Annotated in this window: 17 protein-coding genes; all 17 read right to left on the bottom strand. The window is 40.0% G+C overall.

Going from position 1 to position 16769, the window contains the following annotated elements:
* Positions 1–57: 57 nt before the first annotated feature.
* The 17 genes from mreD to IGL70_RS12160 all read right to left on the bottom strand — a co-directional run bounded on the left by mreD (position 58) and on the right by IGL70_RS12160 (position 16732).
* Positions 58–567: a rod shape-determining protein MreD gene (gene mreD, locus IGL70_RS12080; RefSeq protein WP_002287385.1), complete on the bottom strand. Its 510-nt coding sequence runs from the start codon at positions 565–567 to the stop codon at positions 58–60.
* Positions 568–570: 3 nt separating this feature from the next.
* The gene (gene mreC / locus IGL70_RS12085; RefSeq protein ID WP_002298185.1) at positions 571–1425 is read right to left on the bottom strand and encodes a rod shape-determining protein MreC; all 855 of its coding nucleotides are present in this window, start codon (positions 1423–1425) and stop codon (positions 571–573) included.
* Positions 1426–1579: 154 nt separating this feature from the next.
* Positions 1580–2218: a thiamine diphosphokinase gene (locus tag IGL70_RS12090; protein WP_002287382.1), complete on the bottom strand. Its 639-nt coding sequence runs from the start codon at positions 2216–2218 to the stop codon at positions 1580–1582.
* Positions 2219–2869, bottom strand: coding sequence for a ribulose-phosphate 3-epimerase (gene rpe, locus IGL70_RS12095; protein WP_002287380.1), 651 nt, complete (start codon positions 2867–2869; stop codon positions 2219–2221). It lies immediately after the preceding gene.
* A 12-nt stretch (positions 2870–2881) separates the two neighbouring features.
* Positions 2882–3781 (bottom strand): ribosome small subunit-dependent GTPase A, encoded by a 900-nt coding sequence (rsgA, locus tag IGL70_RS12100; RefSeq protein ID WP_002287379.1) that lies wholly within the window; start codon positions 3779–3781, stop codon positions 2882–2884.
* Between the two features lie 164 nt (positions 3782–3945).
* The gene (gene pknB, locus IGL70_RS12105; RefSeq protein ID WP_002287377.1) at positions 3946–6015 is read right to left on the bottom strand and encodes a Stk1 family PASTA domain-containing Ser/Thr kinase; all 2070 of its coding nucleotides are present in this window, start codon (positions 6013–6015) and stop codon (positions 3946–3948) included.
* A complete protein-coding gene (locus tag IGL70_RS12110) occupies positions 6012–6752 on the bottom strand; it encodes a Stp1/IreP family PP2C-type Ser/Thr phosphatase (RefSeq protein WP_002287376.1) in 741 nt (246 codons plus the stop codon). Before IGL70_RS12110 ends, pknB begins: the two co-directional genes overlap by 4 nt.
* Positions 6753–6764: 12 nt before the next feature.
* Positions 6765–8123, bottom strand: a complete 1359-nt coding sequence (rsmB, locus tag IGL70_RS12115; protein WP_104873986.1) for a 16S rRNA (cytosine(967)-C(5))-methyltransferase RsmB — start codon at positions 8121–8123, stop codon at positions 6765–6767.
* Entirely contained in the window at positions 8123–9061 is a 939-nt protein-coding gene (gene fmt, locus IGL70_RS12120) for a methionyl-tRNA formyltransferase (protein WP_002301208.1), read from the bottom strand. Before fmt ends, rsmB begins: the two co-directional genes overlap by 1 nt.
* A complete protein-coding gene (def, locus tag IGL70_RS12125) occupies positions 9054–9545 on the bottom strand; it encodes a peptide deformylase (RefSeq protein ID WP_002287369.1) in 492 nt (163 codons plus the stop codon). The genes fmt and def overlap by 8 nt, the downstream gene beginning before the upstream one ends.
* 14 nt (positions 9546–9559) lie before the next feature.
* The gene (gene priA, locus IGL70_RS12130; RefSeq protein WP_002287367.1) at positions 9560–11968 is read right to left on the bottom strand and encodes a primosomal protein N'; all 2409 of its coding nucleotides are present in this window, start codon (positions 11966–11968) and stop codon (positions 9560–9562) included.
* A gap of 252 nt (positions 11969–12220) precedes the next feature.
* Entirely contained in the window at positions 12221–12526 is a 306-nt protein-coding gene (gene rpoZ, locus IGL70_RS12135) for a DNA-directed RNA polymerase subunit omega (RefSeq protein WP_002287365.1), read from the bottom strand.
* Between the two features lie 4 nt (positions 12527–12530).
* Positions 12531–13145, bottom strand: coding sequence for a guanylate kinase (gene gmk / locus IGL70_RS12140; RefSeq protein ID WP_002287358.1), 615 nt, complete (start codon positions 13143–13145; stop codon positions 12531–12533).
* Between the two features lie 486 nt (positions 13146–13631).
* A complete protein-coding gene (locus tag IGL70_RS12145; RefSeq protein ID WP_002287356.1) occupies positions 13632–13916 on the bottom strand; it encodes a hypothetical protein in 285 nt (94 codons plus the stop codon).
* A 17-nt stretch (positions 13917–13933) separates the two neighbouring features.
* A complete protein-coding gene (locus IGL70_RS12150; RefSeq protein ID WP_002301205.1) occupies positions 13934–14824 on the bottom strand; it encodes a YicC/YloC family endoribonuclease in 891 nt (296 codons plus the stop codon).
* Between the two features lie 19 nt (positions 14825–14843).
* Entirely contained in the window at positions 14844–15062 is a 219-nt protein-coding gene (locus IGL70_RS12155) for a YdbC family protein (RefSeq protein WP_104873985.1), read from the bottom strand.
* The gene (locus tag IGL70_RS12160; RefSeq protein WP_081156759.1) at positions 15032–16732 is read right to left on the bottom strand and encodes a patatin-like phospholipase family protein; all 1701 of its coding nucleotides are present in this window, start codon (positions 16730–16732) and stop codon (positions 15032–15034) included. Before IGL70_RS12160 ends, IGL70_RS12155 begins: the two co-directional genes overlap by 31 nt.
* Between the last annotated feature and the right edge of the window lie 37 nt (positions 16733–16769).

The raw sequence follows: 16769 nt of genomic DNA on the forward strand, positions 1-16769 counted from the left end.
ATTTCTTAAGATAACAACGATTCTTTTTCGCTTTCGACCTAAAAATAAAAAAAGAAATTATTCATCACTGAATAATTTCTTAAATGGAAAAATGAATAATACAAATATAATCATGTTCAACAGCAGTGTAGGTCCTAAAAACCTTGTAATAAAATACGTGTTATTTACTACTGCTAATTTAAAAATCAACTGGACCACCATCGTAAACAATTCATAACCCGTGACAAAGATGATCATACTGAAAAATTCAGTAAAGATGTTGACATGGATAACGTCTTTCATTACATACATCAACCATACAATTAAAGGGAGAGCTACTGCATAGATACCGATAACGCCAATATAGTAAGCGTCATAGATAGCCCCGAGAACAATCGTGGTAATCAGTAAATAACGTTTTTCAAACGCCATACTGCAACATAATAATGCCAATATCAGAAAGTGGGCATTTGACATATAGGTGCCTTTCGACCACTCCCCTAGCATTCTTGTTAAATGACCATCTATCAACATCAAAAAGAACAAAACGATTGGCAGATAGTACTTCATTGTTTCTTTCTTCAACATGGACTAATCCTCCGCTAGCCGTTGGACAATCGTCACAACTGACACGTCATACATTTCTGCATAAGGTTTCACATAAACTTCCCGATCCAGCCCATAACTATCTGGTTTCGTTTTAATAACCGTACCGATCGGCAAGTTAGCTGGAGAATTCCCTCCAAGACCGGATGTCTGGACAACATCCCCTTCTTTGATATCCGTATCACCAGTTAATTGGGTCACCACTAAGGCATGGAGCTTTTCATCATAGTTTTTAAGCAAACCAAACGCTTCGCCATTAGCCGAAGATACCCGTACTGGAAAATGATTGGAGCTTTCATTAGAGGATGACAGTAATTCGATTTTAGACGAAGCCGTATTGACCTCGATCACTCGGCCAATCAATCCTTTTTGCGACATGACTGCCATATTTGCTTCGATACCGTCTTTAGAACCCTTGTCTACGATCAGCATGTCCTGCCAACTGTCAGGCGAACGAGTAATGACATTTGCCGTTACTTTTTCGTAACTAGTCAGCGTCTGATTCAACTCAAGTTCTTTTTTCAACGATTCGATTTCTCTCTCGTAATTCTTGTTTTGCTGTGAAACGTCATCATAGCTATCGATTTTTTCTTTTAGCCGCTCATTTTCGGCATAAGTTGAAAAAAGATTATGGACAGAATCTACTCCATTTCGTACCCACCGTACTGGGGCAGAGATTGTTTTATCAACCATTGCAACACTGTCATTAACGATGGATTGGAAGAAATTGGGCTTTCCTTCATTCGCTCGCTGCGCAGCGGTCACACTTAGTATCGTCACCACGATGATAACAATAACCAAGGTAATAATAATATTTTTATTAGGATTGAACTTCTTCACAAAGACACCTCGAATTAATTAGACTCTTGTGTTCAATTTTATCACTAAATGCCGTGAAACAAAAGGTAAGTTGCTCCTCTTAAGCTTTTTTTTAGCAAATAATAGCTTCTGTCATTTTTAGCCTGAAAGACAAATTTTTTTATTTGTTTATGGATCAATCTTTGCTTTGAATAACTGCAATCATACCATCTGAAAAAGAAAATTCTGCGGTATCTGAAAGAAATTCGTTACTTGCATAAGATGTCGGATATTCTACTTCTTTATTTTCCAATACATACTTGCTGCCTTTTAATGTAAGATTCGAGACGGGAGTCAAGCAGCAATAAGCTAAATACTTCATATCTGGTATCTGTCTTACTATATGCTCTCCAGGCAAATAATAAGACAAATAATTTTGACAATCTCTGATAATAAGCTGATGGGCAAAGGGTTTGAAGCGAGGTTCCATACCTAACCAGAGATTGGCTAAAAGATGATCCAATCTTCCGCCCGTAGCTCCAATCAAAGTGACTTCCGCTTGCGGGTAACGTTCAAATGTTTTTAAGATACCTAACTGTGTATCTGTATCGTCTTTTTCTGCAGGGGAACGGGTATACTCTTTGGCTTTTGCAAATACTTCCTTCTGCTCTTCGTTCGACAATGAATCAAAATCACCCACTGCCAGATCTACTGGGTAGCCTGCTTGAAGCAGGTACAGCGCACCACGGTCTATCCCGACATAGGCATCGTATTTGGACAGCAGAGACTGCGGCCAGTTTTGCGGATTACCTCCAGCAGCTAATAAAATTTTCATTTAGTCTAATGCCTCTTTTAATCGTTCGATTTGTCCGACTGGATTTTCGGCTCCATAGATATATGATCCTGCAACGAAGACATCCGCCCCTGCATCTTTACAGATTTTTGCTGTTTCTGGAACGATTCCGCCATCTACTTCGATTGCATAAGTCCAATTGTTCTCTCTACGTAGATCAGCGAGTTCCGTAATTTTTTCTACTGTTTCTTCAATAAAGCTTTGTCCGCCGAACCCAGGATTGACAGTCATGACTAGTACTTGATCAGCCAAAGGCAAAACATGTTTGATCATGGAGACTGGTGTTCCTGGATTGATAACTACTCCAGCTTTAACTCCTAAGCTTTTTGTCATTTGAAGTGCCCGATGAATATGAGGAGTTGCTTCGACGTGGACAGTAATGATATCTGCTCCAGCTTTTGCAAATGCTGGAATGTAGTTTTCTGGATCAACGATCATCAGATGGACGTCTAACGGTAATTTAGTAACAGGACGGATTGCCTGAACAATATTTGGCCCTAATGTGATATTTGGGACAAATTGGCCATCCATTACATCTACGTGGATGTAATCTGCGCCTCCTTTTTCCACTAACTCAATGTCTCTTTGTAAATTGGCAAAATCTGCACTCAAAATGGATGGTGCTATCTTCATTCTTGTTTCCTCCTATTTTCGTTTACCTTCTTTTTTTGCATACATTGGTTTTCTTTTTTCGATTTCTTGTAAGAATTGCAAATAATTGTCGTAACGTGTCTGTGCGATACCACCTGTTTCTACTCTATGTTTTACTTCGCAGCCAGGTTCTTTAGCATGCATGCACTCTCTAAATTTGCAATGGACAGAAGCTTCTACAAATTCAGGAAATTGTCTCGGCAGTTCTCCTGCTTCAATTGTCAAAAAGTCAATCGAGCTAAATCCTGGTGTATCTGCTACTAACCCGCCATAGATAGGAATCAGTTCCACATGACGTGTTGTATGCCGTCCTCTTCCAAGTGCATCAGAAATCTCTCCTGTTGCTAAATTCAGTTCCGGTGATATTTGATTCAGTAGCGTCGATTTTCCTGCTCCAGACTGACCCATAAAGACCGATAGCCGTTCTGGGAAGTAACGGATCAGTTCTGTCGTATCACCCGTATGATTGGGTACAATCACCGGATAGCCTATTTTAGTATAGGTTTGCTTGATCTCTTCGATTTTTTCTGGGTCGTCTGACAAGTCGGTCTTTGTCAAAAAAATAATCGGTTCGATCGACTCGTATTCCAAGGTAACTAGAAAGCGGTCAAGTAGATTATAAGAAAATGCAGGCTCTACGATACTTGTGACAATGATTCCAAGATCAACATTTGTGACTGGTGGGCGAACTAATTGATTTTTTCTCGGCAAGATTTCCAGAAGATAGCCGTCTGTTTGATTTTCACTCTCAAAGATCACCTGATCTCCGACAAGCGGCGTGATTTTCCGATTCCGGAAATTTCCTCTTCCTCTTGTTTGATAGGTCTCTCCGTTTGCGTATACATAGTAAAAACCGCTGATTGCTTTTCTGATTTGTCCTTTGATAAGTGCCACCTCCGTTTTTGTTTATTTTACCATACGAAGAGGAAAGTAGGTGTTATTCCATGCAAACTTCTCAAAGTATAAGGCTTGAAAATTGATCAAAAGAGATAGAAACACAAAAAAGAGAATGCAACAAATCAATGTCGCATTCCCTTCTGATATATTTTATTCAGCACTTATTTTGAACTTTCTGAGGTGCTAGCTGATGAACTTGTGGAGCTGGAAGATTCTTCTTTTGAAGAGTTGCTTGTGCTACTGGAGCTACTTGAGCTGCTAGAACTGTCTGAAGAGTCTTTTTCAGAACTAGAAGACGCTGGATCTGGTCCTTTAGAGTAAATTACGTTCACAACCATTCCTTTGGTAATTGTCGTTCCTGCCCCTGGTACTGTACGAATCACTTTATCTTTATCCACCGTGTTTGAATATTCGGAAGTCTCATGCCCGATATATTCTGCACCGACACTAGCTAAATAACTTTGTGCTTCGCTTTTTGTATAGCCGGAGATATCATTCAATTTAGGCTCTGTTCCTTGGCTTACGACAAAATTGATGTAAGTTTCTTCTGCTACAACTTCACCCGAGGCTGGATCCTGACTGATGATCGAACCTGATGGTACAGTGTCGCTATAGTCATAAGTAGCACTAATATTATTGATATTGAATCCTTGTGTAACAAGCCAGTTACGAACAGTTTCGTAGTTTTCTCCTACATGACTACTCAAAGTCACTGTTTCTGGTCCTTTGCTGACTGTGAAAGTAATCGTGTCTGTTTTAGGATCGACTTCTGTATCTTCTGATGGAGATTGCGAAATGATCATTCCGCTTTCTACCTCTGAACTGAATTCCTCTTCTTTTTGAATCAAGTCAGCAGAAAACCCTAGTTCTTTCAAACTTGCTTCGGCATCTTCATAACTTTTACCACTGTAATCATCTAATTTGATTTTTTTCGTGCCGCTACTAATATACAGAGTGACTTCGCGTTTTTGCTTGACTGTCGTTCCCGCTGCCGGGTCTGTCTTCACTACATTACCTTCTTCGATTTTGTCATCTGCAATTTCTTCTGTTTTTGTTGCTACTTCTAATTTCGCTTTTGCGAGTGTTTCTCTAGCAGAAGCTTCAGAAAGATCAGAAACATCAGGAACAACAACTTCTCCTCGCCCGCCAGAAGCAAAGAATACAGCTGTTCCGATTCCTAAAACAGCAAGAATAGCTAATAGGATCAGCCACCATTTTTTCTGTCCTTTCTTTTTAGGATCAGGCAGAACTTCTTCCTCCTCTGGTAAGGTTTCGTTTTCTGGCTTGTCTTTTGGCAGAGGCATAGATTTGAATGAATCAGGCATTGGTGCATCTTCCGTAAGGGGTGTGATAACTTTTGTTTCATTATCCATCACATGAGGCTGCCATTTTTCTTCGTTTGCACGAGCTGGTGATAATACTGTAGAAAGATCATCAGACATTTCCTCGGCTGACTTATAACGGTCTGCAGGTTCTTTAGCCGTTGCCCGTAAAATCACGTTTTCCAGTGCTTGTGGCACATTTGGATCAAGTGCTTTTATAGATGGAAGATCATCTTGAAAATGTTTTAAAGCAATTGTTACAGCAGATTCACCATCAAACGGTACGCTACCCGTCAACATCTCGTAAAGGATGATCCCTAAAGCATAAATATCTGACTGCTTCGTTGCCATACTTCCTCTGGCCTGCTCAGGGGACAGATAATGAACAGATCCTAGCATCGTATTCGTCTGCGTGATCGATGTTTCAGATAAAGCGATAGCAATCCCGAAATCCGTGATTTTTACAACACCTTCATTATCGATCAGTACGTTTTGGGGTTTCAAATCTCGGTGGATGATTTGATGGTTATGAGCTAAAGAAATAGCAGAAAGGATCTGCTGCATAATATTTACTGCTGTTTCATAAGGAACAGGATAATGTGTTTGGATATATCGTTTCAAGTCCATTCCTTTGACGTATTCCATCACCAGATACTGCATGTTGTCTTCTTCACCAACATCGTAAACACTAACAATGTTTGGATGAACGAGCTCTGTTGCTGCTAAAGCTTCTCTCTGAAATCGTCGAATCGCAGTCTGGTCATTTTGAAAGTCAAATCGTAAGACTTTAACTGCGACATCACGATCCAAGATTAAATCGTGCGCCAAAAATACATTTGCCATACCACCGCTACCGATATTTCCAGTGATTTGATAACGGCCATTTAATTTTTTTCCCAACTCGATCATACACTGTCCTCCTTATATTCGATAAGAAGAACGGTGATATTATCCGCTCCGCCTGCTTCATTGGCACGATCAATCAGCTCAGTTACTTTATGAGACAATGGGCCTTCTTGATTGATGATCGTTCCTATTTCTTCTTCAGACAGCATGTTCGTCAAGCCATCTGAACATAACAGCAGTCGATCTTTTAGTTGCCAAAGATGAGTAGAAACATCTACTTCGACTGTTCCAGGCATGCCGACAGAACGTGTTAAAATATTTTTCCTTGGATGGTTCACTGCCATTTCTTCGCTGATTTCTCCTGATTTGACTAGTTCATTGACTAAAGAATGATCCTCCGTCAATTGCATGATTTTATCTTCACGAATCAAATAAGCTCTGCTATCCCCAACATTGGCAATCGTGAACCAGTCATCTGACAGAGCGGCCGCTACGATTGTTGTTCCCATACCGTTATATTCCGGCTGTTCTTGTCCACGCTGATAAATCAGCATATTTTCTTCTTGAATCGATTGAATGAACCATTGGGCGATTTTTTCATCGTCAACAGCTTCTTGTTTTTCCCAAGCTTCGCCTAGATTCGTTACCGCCATCTGACTGGCAATGTCTCCGGCACGATGACCACCCATCCCGTCTGCTAATACAGCAAGCTTGAGACCTGAACGGCTGGTAAATACACTGGCATAGTCTTGATTTGTGTTACGTCGTCTTCCTACATCTGATTGATATTCAATCTGCATTTTTTCACCTCATTACTTTTTGCGCAAACAACAAATGAAAAATCCATCTGTGTAAAACTGATGCGGATACAAAGTCAACATTTTCTCTTCGATTGATGATTGTAGCATAGGATTGGTCAAAACATCAATCCTCTCAAAATCAGGGTGTCTTTCCAAGAAAGCAGAAACAACGTCTTGGTTTTCTTCTTTTAAGATCGTACAAGTACTATAAGTCAGAATACCGGAAGACTTTAAAGCTGGTGCGCAGCTTTCTAAAATTTCCAATTGGATTTTTGGTAAATTCGCTAATTCATCCGGCTGTTTTTTATAACGAATATCTGGTTTTCGCCGAAGCAGCCCAAGACCTGAACAAGGCGCGTCTACTAAAATCCGATCAAACAGCTCTGCTTCGAACTGTTTACTGACTTCTCTAGCATCCATCTTTTGAGCGTAGACAGCAGAAGAGACACCTAGACGTGCTGCATTATCTTCAATGAGTTTGACTTTGTGTTCATGTACATCTAAAGCGACCACTTCTCCACCGCATGACGGATCTAAAAAAGAAGCAATATGCGTCGTCTTACCTCCGGGTGCTGCACAGGCATCTAAGACATGATGTTCAGGCTCGATTTGCATAGACGGCGCTACAAGCATCGAACTTTCATCTTGGATCGTCATGACGCCATCGTGGAACAATGAGCTAGAAGCTAAATGCCCTTTTTTCGCTACTATACCGTATGGACTGACTTGGCTTTTTTCAGCTGTGATCTCTTCTTCTTGCAAGACAGTGATGGCCTGATCTCTGGAAAGTCGGCGTGTATCTACTCGGGCACTAGCATGGCTAGGCTGATATAGCGATAAACCGAGCTTTTCAGTTTCTTCGTATCCGATTTGATCCACCAGTCGTTTCGTCATCCATAGAGGCAGGCTGATTTTGACAGAAAGTCTTTCGATAGGATCAGCAATGCCTTGCAGATCTGGTGCTCCTTGACGCTGATAATTCCTCAAGACACCATTTACAAATTTCCCTGTCCCAGGATTTCCTTTTACTTTTGCGATTTCGACCGCCTCGTTTAAAATAGCATGTGCAGGGACTTTATCTAAAAATTCTAATTGGTATACAGAAAGATAAAGAAGCGTCTTGACCCAGTCATCCACTTTTTTTGCTTTAGCGATCAATGGTGCAACGTAAAATTCCAATAGTCGCTGATGGCTAATCGTCCCGTAGATCAATTCTGTAAATAAACCCACATCTTTTTGATTTAGCTCGCTTTGTTTGATCATCTCATTCAACAAAAGATTCGAGTAGGCGCCACCCTTGTTCACTCGCTCTAATGTCAGTAATGCCATATATCGTACTGATTTTTTCATTTTTTTAGGGATTTTTTTCATTATTTCACCTGCTGACCAATCTGAACTTGCTGACCGCTTCCGTTAAGGAAATCATGTACGGCCTGTTTTCCTTTACCAGCTGGCTGTAATTCATTGATAGCTAAGACGGTCTGTTTACCGCAAGCAATCCATAGATTTTTTTTGTCTTTCCGGATGATCGTACCAGGTGCTTTGTCTGTAGTTTCTGCCAATACTTCAACCGATAATAATTTCCAGCGTATGCCCTCATAGGTCGTGAATGCAATTGGCCAAGGACGCATTCCGCGTACTTGGTTGTCAATTTCTTCTGCAGTTTTATGCCAATCGATTGCTTCTTGTTCCCGTGTGATGTTTGGCGAAAAAGTTGCTTCTGACTCGTCTTGAGGTACTGGTTTTTGTCCATCCAAAATATTGGGCAATGTTTCTAGCAATAGCTTTCTTCCTAAAAGGCTAAGCTTTTCAAACATCGTCCCTACATCATCTTGTTTAGTGATTGGTATGCTTTCTTGCGCATAGATTCCGCCTGCATCCATTTTTTTGATCATTTCCATGATCGTTACACCAGTTTCTTTCTCCCCATTCATGATGGCATAATGAACAGGCGCACCTCCCCGATATTTAGGAAGTAAAGAAGCATGGACATTGATTGCCCCTAATTTTGGTACTTGCAATAACTTTTCAGGCAAGAATTGGCCAAATGCCGCAGTGACGATCACATCAGGCGCCAATTCAATGATTTCTTCCATTTCTGGCGAACCGGAGATTTTCTCTGGCTGCAGCACACGGATACCGTGCTTCAGAGCCGCTTCTTTTACCGGTGTCGGCGTAATTACTCGTTTCCGCCCAACTGGACGGTCGGGCTGTGTTACCACTGCCTGGATCTCGTAACCTGATTCTATCAGCCCTTCAAGAATCGGCACAGAAAAAGCAGGTGTGCCCATAAATACTAGCTTAGTCATCAAGATGTTCCTCCATATATTCTTCAAGTTCTTCTTCCGGGATCTGCTGTATCATTTTCTCAATGAACAAGATACCGTCTAAGTGATCGATTTCATGCTGGAAGGCACGGGCTAAATAGCCAAAAGCCGTCACTTCTATCTCTTCTCCGTCTCGATCATAATAACGCACGGTCACTTCATCTGCTCGCTTGACCGTTCCATAGACATGCGGAATACTGAGACAACCTTCTACGTCAAGGCTTTCACCTTTTGCTTCGATGATTTCTGGGTTAATCAGTTCAAATTTCTCGCCTTCATCTACTTCGATCACAGCAATTCTCTTGTTTTGTCCTACTTGAGGAGCAGCGATCCCTATTCCGTCATTCGCAATCATTGTCTCATATAAATTGTCTAATAAAGCGATTGTCTCGTCCGTGATTACATCGATTGGCTGAGCAGTTCTTTTTAATTTATCATTAGGGTGGATCAATATAGGATAGCGCATAATTTGGCCCTTTCTTAAATAAAGTTTAATGGTTCGTTGTCAATTGCCACAAAAAGACCTTGTCGCTGTTCTTTCTGGCTTCCATTCAAAATTTCATCCAAAACATGAGGAAGATTCGGTTCATGTTTATATTTGATGATTAGTTGATAATAATATCGGTTTTTCACTCTCAAAATCATGCTGGGCGTTGGCCCTAATAGCAAGCTTTGAGGGCTTAACACTTCTTTTAGCTGATTGGCAATCTGAAAGATTTTCTTTGCCGCTACTTGTTCTTCAGGATGGCTGGCGGTTATTTTCACAGTAAAGTAATAAGGAGGATAGCCTCCACGATGCCGTACATGCATTTCCTGCTGATAAAACTGCTCATAATTTTGTTTTTTAGCCAATTCTATGGCGTAATGTTGAGGATTGAATGTTTGGATCACGACTTCGCCTGCTTTTTCCGCTCGCCCTGCTCGTCCTGAAACTTGGGTAAGCAATTGGAATGTATGCTCACTAGAACGAAAATCCGGTAAATTCAGGGAGGTATCAGCATTCAACACCCCAACTAATGTCACTTCTGGAAAGTCCAAACCTTTAGCAATCATTTGTGTCCCTAATAATATATCTGCTTCTTTTGCACCGAATTTTTGTAAAATCTGTTCGTGTGCCCCTTTTCTTCGAGTGGTATCTACATCCATACGCAAAATCCTAGCTTGCGGATAAAGTTCTCGGAGTTCCTCTTCTACTTTTTGAGTACCTGTTCCATAGTAGCGGATTTTATTGCCGCCACAATTAGGACAGCGATTGGGAATAGGTTCTTCATGTCCGCAATAATGGCAGCGCATTGAACGTGTATCCATATGCAGTGTAAGAGAGATATCGCAATTAGGACATGGAAGAACAAATCCACAGTCCCTACACATCACAAAAGACGAATATCCTCGACGATTGAGCAGTAGGACAGTTTGTTCTTTTTTGTCTAATCGATTTTGTATTTTTTCCTGCAAATTAGCAGAAAAAGTAGAGGTCCGATGATTCTGAAACTCTTCACGCATATCTACGATCTCAATAGCTGGAAGCTGTGCAGCTGCTTTGGCTCGGTGGTTTAACTGCAATAACTGATAAACGCCTTTTTGAGCTCGTGCTCTTGATTCTAAAGAGGGCGTCGCGCTTCCTAGAACTATTGGGCAATGATGATATTTACTGCGCCAAATTGCTAGATCTCTCGCATGATAACGCGGTGTCTCATCTTGTTTGTAACTTGATTCATGTTCTTCATCGATAATGATCAGCCCGATATTTTTCAGCGGGGCAAAAATAGCAGATCGTGCGCCTACTACTACTTGCGCTTCTTCCCGCTCAATCTTGCGCCATTCATCATATTTTTCACCTTGGGAAAGTCCGCTATGTAAGACCGCAACTGATTCTCCGAAGCGTCCTTTGAATCGCTCGACCATTTGCGGAGTCAATGCGATTTCAGGCACTAACATGATCGCCGTTTTATTTTCTGACAAAACATCAGCGATTGCCTGAAGATATACTTCTGTTTTCCCGCTGCCAGTGATTCCCTCCAGCAAAAAGACCTGATCTTTTTGCTGCTGACCTGCTGTGATGATTTGTTCGACAGCATTTTTTTGTTCTGCATTCAGTTCCAATGCCGTCGTTTGGTCAAATACTCGGTCTTTATAAGGGTCGCGATAACGTTCTGATTCTATAAACTCCAGCCAGCCCTTTTCTTTTCCTTGATTCAAGACAGCAGTACTGATTCCTTTATTTTTGAAATAAGCAATTGGTTCTTCTTGGCTTAGTTCAGATAAACACAAAAGAAGTTCTTTTTGTTTCTTGGCATTTTGCCGTAATTTTGCCCATTCTTCTTCGATTTGCTTTTCAGTTAACAAAGAACGGACCAAACGAATCGTTTTTACTTTATTTCGTGTATGGACTTCATATTTGATATCTACTAATTGCTCTTGGCGCCAGCGAATCAATTGAGAAAGGCTGCCTTCTTCTTCTGCTTCCTTCCAGGAAATCACTTCCCGCTGATCAAACAATACCTGAACTTCTGGTGTGTCTGCCAAAGGATAGATCAATTTATCATATTCTGCTTTCATCACACTCGGAAGCATCGTTTGTAGACAAGTGATTTTGAATGCGTAAGTAATTTTTTTCATATAATCAGCTAATGAAAGCAATTCTTCATTGACCACCGGAGCAAGGTCTAGCAAACGAATAACTGCCTTCAAAGATGGATTAGCTGATTCTTCTGATTTTTGGATAGCCATAACAAATCCTTGGACATGACGATTGCCATTACCAAAAGGGACTTCTACTCGCATCCCGACTTGCAAAGCTGTTTCCATTTCAGAGGGAACCAAATAAGTGAATGGCTGATCGGTCTGCATAGTAGGTACGTCCACAATGACTTCAGCTGTTAATGTCATGGTTCGTTTCCTCCTTTTTTTGTCTTTTCTTATCAAGCGACAAAAAGTTCCTTGCCTATTTTACTAGAGATCGATGGATTTGTCTTATTTTCTGCCAAATCCTAACAAAAAATTAACAGCAGATAAGAAAAAAAAGAACTGTGTCAAAAAGTTCAGACACAGCCTTTTCTACCAGACAATAAGTGGCGAATGTTTGAAAAGGAAACAGCTGGGTTTGCTTTTCTTTTTAGATGTTCGCTCTATTTTTCTTTATTACATTTTTTGCTCTTCACGGATACGTGATTCCAATTCGTGTTGTTCACGCTCTTTTTGTGCTTGACGTTCCTCTTCTTCCATCTTCAAACGTTCACGTTTTAATTCAGGATGTGGATCATTGACTACATTTCCTGCATCGATTTCTTCTAAAGCTTGACCGACGCTTTTTACTGAATCAAAAGAATCTAGAGTAGGCTGTGCACTTGCATCCAATTCATGCGCGCGTTTACTTGCTAAAATCACTAGAGAATATTTTGAATTTACACGATCTAATAGTGAGTCAATTGAAGGTTTTAACATCATAAGACTACATCTCCTTTAACATTTTAATATATTTACCGATTACGCGATCTACTCGAAAATGTTCACTGGCAATAATGTTTTTGATTCGTTCAACTGCTAGCGGCACTTCATCATTTACAACAGCATAGTCGTAAAGAGCCATCATTTCGATTTCTTCTTTTGCAACTTTCATTCGTTCTTCGATTACTTCATCTGCATCTGTTCCTCGGCCTACGATCCGTGATTTTAATTCCGCTAAATCTGGCGGAGTCAAAAAGATGAATACACCATCGGGCACTTTTTCTTTGACTTGTTTTGCTCCTTGGACTTCAATCTCCAAGAAAACATCTTTTCCTTCATCCAATGTCTTGTTGACATATGACAAAGGAGTTCCATAATAATTCCCGACATATTCTGCGTATTCCAGCATCTCTCCAGCTTCGATCATTGATTCAAACTCTTCTTTGCTTCGGAAGAAATAATCAACGCCTTCGACCTCCCCTTCACGCATTTTACGGGTAGTCATTGAGATCGAATACTGAAAATCATTATCCTCACTCTCAAAAATTGCTTTTCGTACTGTGCCTTTTCCTACACCGGATGGACCAGACAACACGATTAATAATCCACGCTCTGACATGACGACGTCCTTTCAACTAGTCTTTTTGTACTTATCGTTTATTTTGCACTTTTTTTCTGCAACTTTCAAGGTTATCTTTAATTATAGCTAGAAATTGGTAAAAAAGCTACCCTGTACCAAGAGGTCGTAAAAAAGCTGTCCTGCATCAAGTAATAAGAACAGCCAAACATAAACAGCTTCTCATGTTTTTCGTTTGGTTGGGCTTATTACCGCAGATGCAAGCTTTTGAACGCCGTGTATAAGAGGTCGTGAAGAAGCCGATTAGTTTCGAGTATGAAGAAAAATTTTGTGAAAATAGTTTCTCACATTTTTGCATAAATTTGGCTTAATACCGAGAAAATGGTTTTTGAACATCACTTATTCAAAATAAAAAAAGATTGTGACACGAATTTTGTCACAACCTTTAAATGTATTCCTAGAGCAAAGAAGCTAAGCGAAGAAATCCAATTCTGATTATTTATTGTATTTCTTTGTTCAGCATCCTTGCTAAAAGCCCATATTGGACAAAGTATTCACTACACCCATGATCTCATCTTTTCGAGAACGTGCTTTTTCTGTCGGATCTTCTACCTCTTCTGTGTCGATTCGAACAATAAATTTCCGATTCATCGTCACGTAAGCACCGTCGTTGATCAAAATAAACAGTTCGTTCTCATTATAGTCTGCACAGGCATCTTTCCATACGTCAAAGCCGTTTTTTTCAGAAGGGATATCCCGTTTAACCACAGTTTTTCCACTTAATTCGTGGAACGTTACGTCATAGTATTTCATTATCTCTACCTCTTTCGTCATTCAATATTTTGTACTTGTTCTCTGATTTTTTCTAAGATCGTCTTAGACTGGACGACTTGATTTTTAATTTCGATTGCATTTGATTTGGAACCGATCGTGTTGATTTCCCGATTCATTTCTTGGATCAGGAAATCTAATTCCCGACCTACAGGACATTGTGCTTCGATAAGTTCATCTAGTTTTTGTACATGGATCGCCAGACGATCCAGTTCCTCGTGAATATCTCCGCGTTCCAACAAGATGGCTAGCTCCGTCAACAACCGTTGCTCATCGACTTTCGCTCCAAGAAATTCCTCCAGCTTTTTTTGATACCTTATTTGAAATTCCTTTTCATAGATTTCTACAAAACTATCGAGTTTTTTTAGTACTTCTTTGAATTCTTCAGTATTCTTTTTCAACACTAAAGCTAAAGCTTGACCTTCTTTTTCTCGACTCACCTCAATAGAGTCAAGTGCGCTTTTCAATGTATCTAGAGCTAACTGTGCCAATTCTTCCATGCTCTCTTCCGGTTTTTCTTCTACCGTTACGAAGTTTTCGTCCAGCGCGAAGCGTTCCGCCATCCGACTAATTGACACTTGATTTTGACTACCGTATCGTTGTTGAATTCCGTCTGTCAATTGAGTGATAAGTGAATCAATCAATTCCCAGTTGATGACGATCTGTTTTTCGTTTTTGCCAATATAAGCTAGATTCACAAATACTTCGATTCGACCGCGGCTTAACTGCTGTTTAATAAGCTGACGAAAATCGTTTTCAATAAAGTTCAGGATTTTAGGACTTCGTATTTGAACATCTAGAAAACGCTGGTTGACACTTTTTATTTCAATATCTAACTGATACGCTTTTGTTTCGCGGATGGCTTTGCCAAAACCAGTCATACTTTTCATTCGACAGGGTCCTTCCTCATTACATATTTTCTATTGCTTTTTGCAGTTGTTCAAACTCTTCGTTCGTCAATGTCAGGCCTTTCCCCATTTTTTCATGGTCTGGCGCCCAATCTCGAAGATCGAATTTTGGCGGGCGATCATTCCAGCTGACTAGGTTCAGTTCTTTACGCCACCCCTTGTTGTTTTCTGACAATATAGCGATTTCTTCTACGATTTCATATGAAAATTCTTGTGCCATGGTTGTTCCTCCTTGAGATAATATAAATATAGGATCAGTAATGTGTCAACTGGTTGCTTAAGCAATTCATGCTGCAAACGATCCTTGCGTTTTCCTTGTAGCAGAAAATCAAAATAAACAGTTTTCGTGCGCTCATTTTGTATTTTTTGCTGGTATTTTCGATACCTTCGCCATTCTTCAGTACTTAATTGACCAATTTGTGCCAATAAATCATTCGGCATACTTTTTATATCTTGTTGGCAGATCATTTGAATCATCATGTCTACTTGATAGATTTCATTGGGCAATAAAAAATGTTTTTTTGCTAAAAGTTCTAGCATCGCCAATCCGCATGTCTCTGGTACGACCCTGTTCTTATATAAATTACGCAGTTTTTGCCAAAATTTTATGCTTTTGAAAAAAGATAATTCTAACTGAATTTCTTTTGTTAAGTAAGACAAAAATCCTCGCCAGTATGTTCTTGCAGGTTTAACAGAATGAAATGTATACCAGTTCCCATAGTAATAGCCTAATCTTTTTTTCATTTCCAGATAGCCTAATTGTAAATTTAATTGGTTCCTTTGGCCATCAAAAAGCAGAAAGCTGCCTAGTGTCCACAATGTTTGACATTTCCAATGGATAAAAATGTCTGGCATACGAATTTTTTTCGCTGGGCCTGGCCCTTGCACATCTACGACAAATGCCTCTGTTGCTCCTTTGTTAATCGCAATATCAATAGGTATTTTGTTGCGATACCCACCGTCTGCATATTTATTTTTTCCGATCTTTCGATAAGCCATAGCGGGATAAAATGAAGCAGAGGCGAGTATCCAATCTGGTATTTCTTCTGTTTTTGTCTGTTGGATATCAGTCACTACTTCCGCTAGTTCTGGCAGTTTAGTAGACACCGTATATAAACGTATTTTGGGATTATGTTTGAGTAAGGACAAATCCAAATTGTCTTTGACCATCTTTTCCAATGGAGCAGAAGAAACCCCGCCTTCAATTAGTGCTGTTTTCGTCATTTGGCGTCTTTCTCGATAGAAGCGTTCACGAAGGTCTTCAACCGCAGCCATTTCTGGTAACGCAAGCACTTGTCTTGTCGACAGCTTTTTCCATAAATTCACAGCTTTTTTCATATCTCCTTGTAAAATCAATGCGCCGTTCAACGCACCTACCGAGGTACCTGTGATAATCTCAAAGTTGATATCATGTTCCTTCAGCGCCTGCCACACACCAATCTGATAAGCACCGTGCGCTCCTCCTCCACCTAAAACAAGTGCTGTATGATAGACCAGCTTTTTATTTAATTGTGTGGTTCCTTGATAGCCGTTTTTATGAAAAATACGCAACCATTCTTCTGATAGAGGAGATTGAAATAAAAAACAACAGTTTTCTTTAATAAAAAAACGAGCGCAAGCTTCCATATACCGAAAAAATTTTTTCCATTCAAAAGTTTCACCTTCAATCAACAGATTATTAAAAATAACATCTCCTCTACTTTTAGCAATAGTAAAATAGACGGTATATTTTTTCGATACTGCTTTAAAAGCACATTGCTTTTTTGCAGAACGCCAAAAAGCGTCTCTACTTTCTTGATGACTTTGAAAAAATGGGAGGGGTTGTTTTGCTTGCTGGATAGGCGAATACAGCGACATTTTCTGTGAAAAGTAAACTTTTTTTATCTCCATCGCTCTCTCCTTTTTCTTCAAGTATACCAGTACGTCA

This window comes from Enterococcus sp. DIV0901a (assembly GCF_051711525.1).
Lineage (GTDB): Bacteria > Bacillota > Bacilli > Lactobacillales > Enterococcaceae > Enterococcus_B > Enterococcus_B faecium.

Excerpts from the sequence above, each read along its gene's own strand:
- mreD (WP_002287385.1), bottom strand. The coding sequence starts at position 567 with ATGTTGAAGAAAGAAACAATGAAGTACTATCTGCCAATCGTTTTGTTC.
- IGL70_RS12090 (WP_002287382.1), bottom strand. The coding sequence starts at position 2,218 with ATGAAAATTTTATTAGCTGCTGGAGGTAATCCGCAAAACTGGCCGCAG.
- rpe (WP_002287380.1), bottom strand. The coding sequence starts at position 2,869 with ATGAAGATAGCACCATCCATTTTGAGTGCAGATTTTGCCAATTTACAA.
- pknB (WP_002287377.1), bottom strand. The coding sequence starts at position 6,015 with ATGATCGAGTTGGGAAAAAAATTAAATGGCCGTTATCAAATCACTGGA.
- IGL70_RS12110 (WP_002287376.1), bottom strand. The coding sequence starts at position 6,752 with ATGCAGATTGAATATCAATCAGATGTAGGAAGACGACGTAACACAAAT.
- rsmB (WP_104873986.1), bottom strand. The coding sequence starts at position 8,123 with ATGAAAAAAATCCCTAAAAAAATGAAAAAATCAGTACGATATATGGCA.
- fmt (WP_002301208.1), bottom strand. The coding sequence starts at position 9,061 with ATGACTAAGCTAGTATTTATGGGCACACCTGCTTTTTCTGTGCCGATT.
- def (WP_002287369.1), bottom strand. The coding sequence starts at position 9,545 with ATGCGCTATCCTATATTGATCCACCCTAATGATAAATTAAAAAGAACT.
- priA (WP_002287367.1), bottom strand. The coding sequence starts at position 11,968 with ATGACATTAACAGCTGAAGTCATTGTGGACGTACCTACTATGCAGACC.
- rpoZ (WP_002287365.1), bottom strand. The coding sequence starts at position 12,526 with ATGATGTTAAAACCTTCAATTGACTCACTATTAGATCGTGTAAATTCA.
- gmk (WP_002287358.1), bottom strand. The coding sequence starts at position 13,145 with ATGTCAGAGCGTGGATTATTAATCGTGTTGTCTGGTCCATCCGGTGTA.
- IGL70_RS12145 (WP_002287356.1), bottom strand. The coding sequence starts at position 13,916 with ATGAAATACTATGACGTAACGTTCCACGAATTAAGTGGAAAAACTGTG.
- IGL70_RS12150 (WP_002301205.1), bottom strand. The coding sequence starts at position 14,824 with ATGAAAAGTATGACTGGTTTTGGCAAAGCCATCCGCGAAACAAAAGCG.
- IGL70_RS12155 (WP_104873985.1), bottom strand. The coding sequence starts at position 15,062 with ATGGCACAAGAATTTTCATATGAAATCGTAGAAGAAATCGCTATATTG.
- IGL70_RS12160 (WP_081156759.1), bottom strand. The coding sequence starts at position 16,732 with ATGGAGATAAAAAAAGTTTACTTTTCACAGAAAATGTCGCTGTATTCG.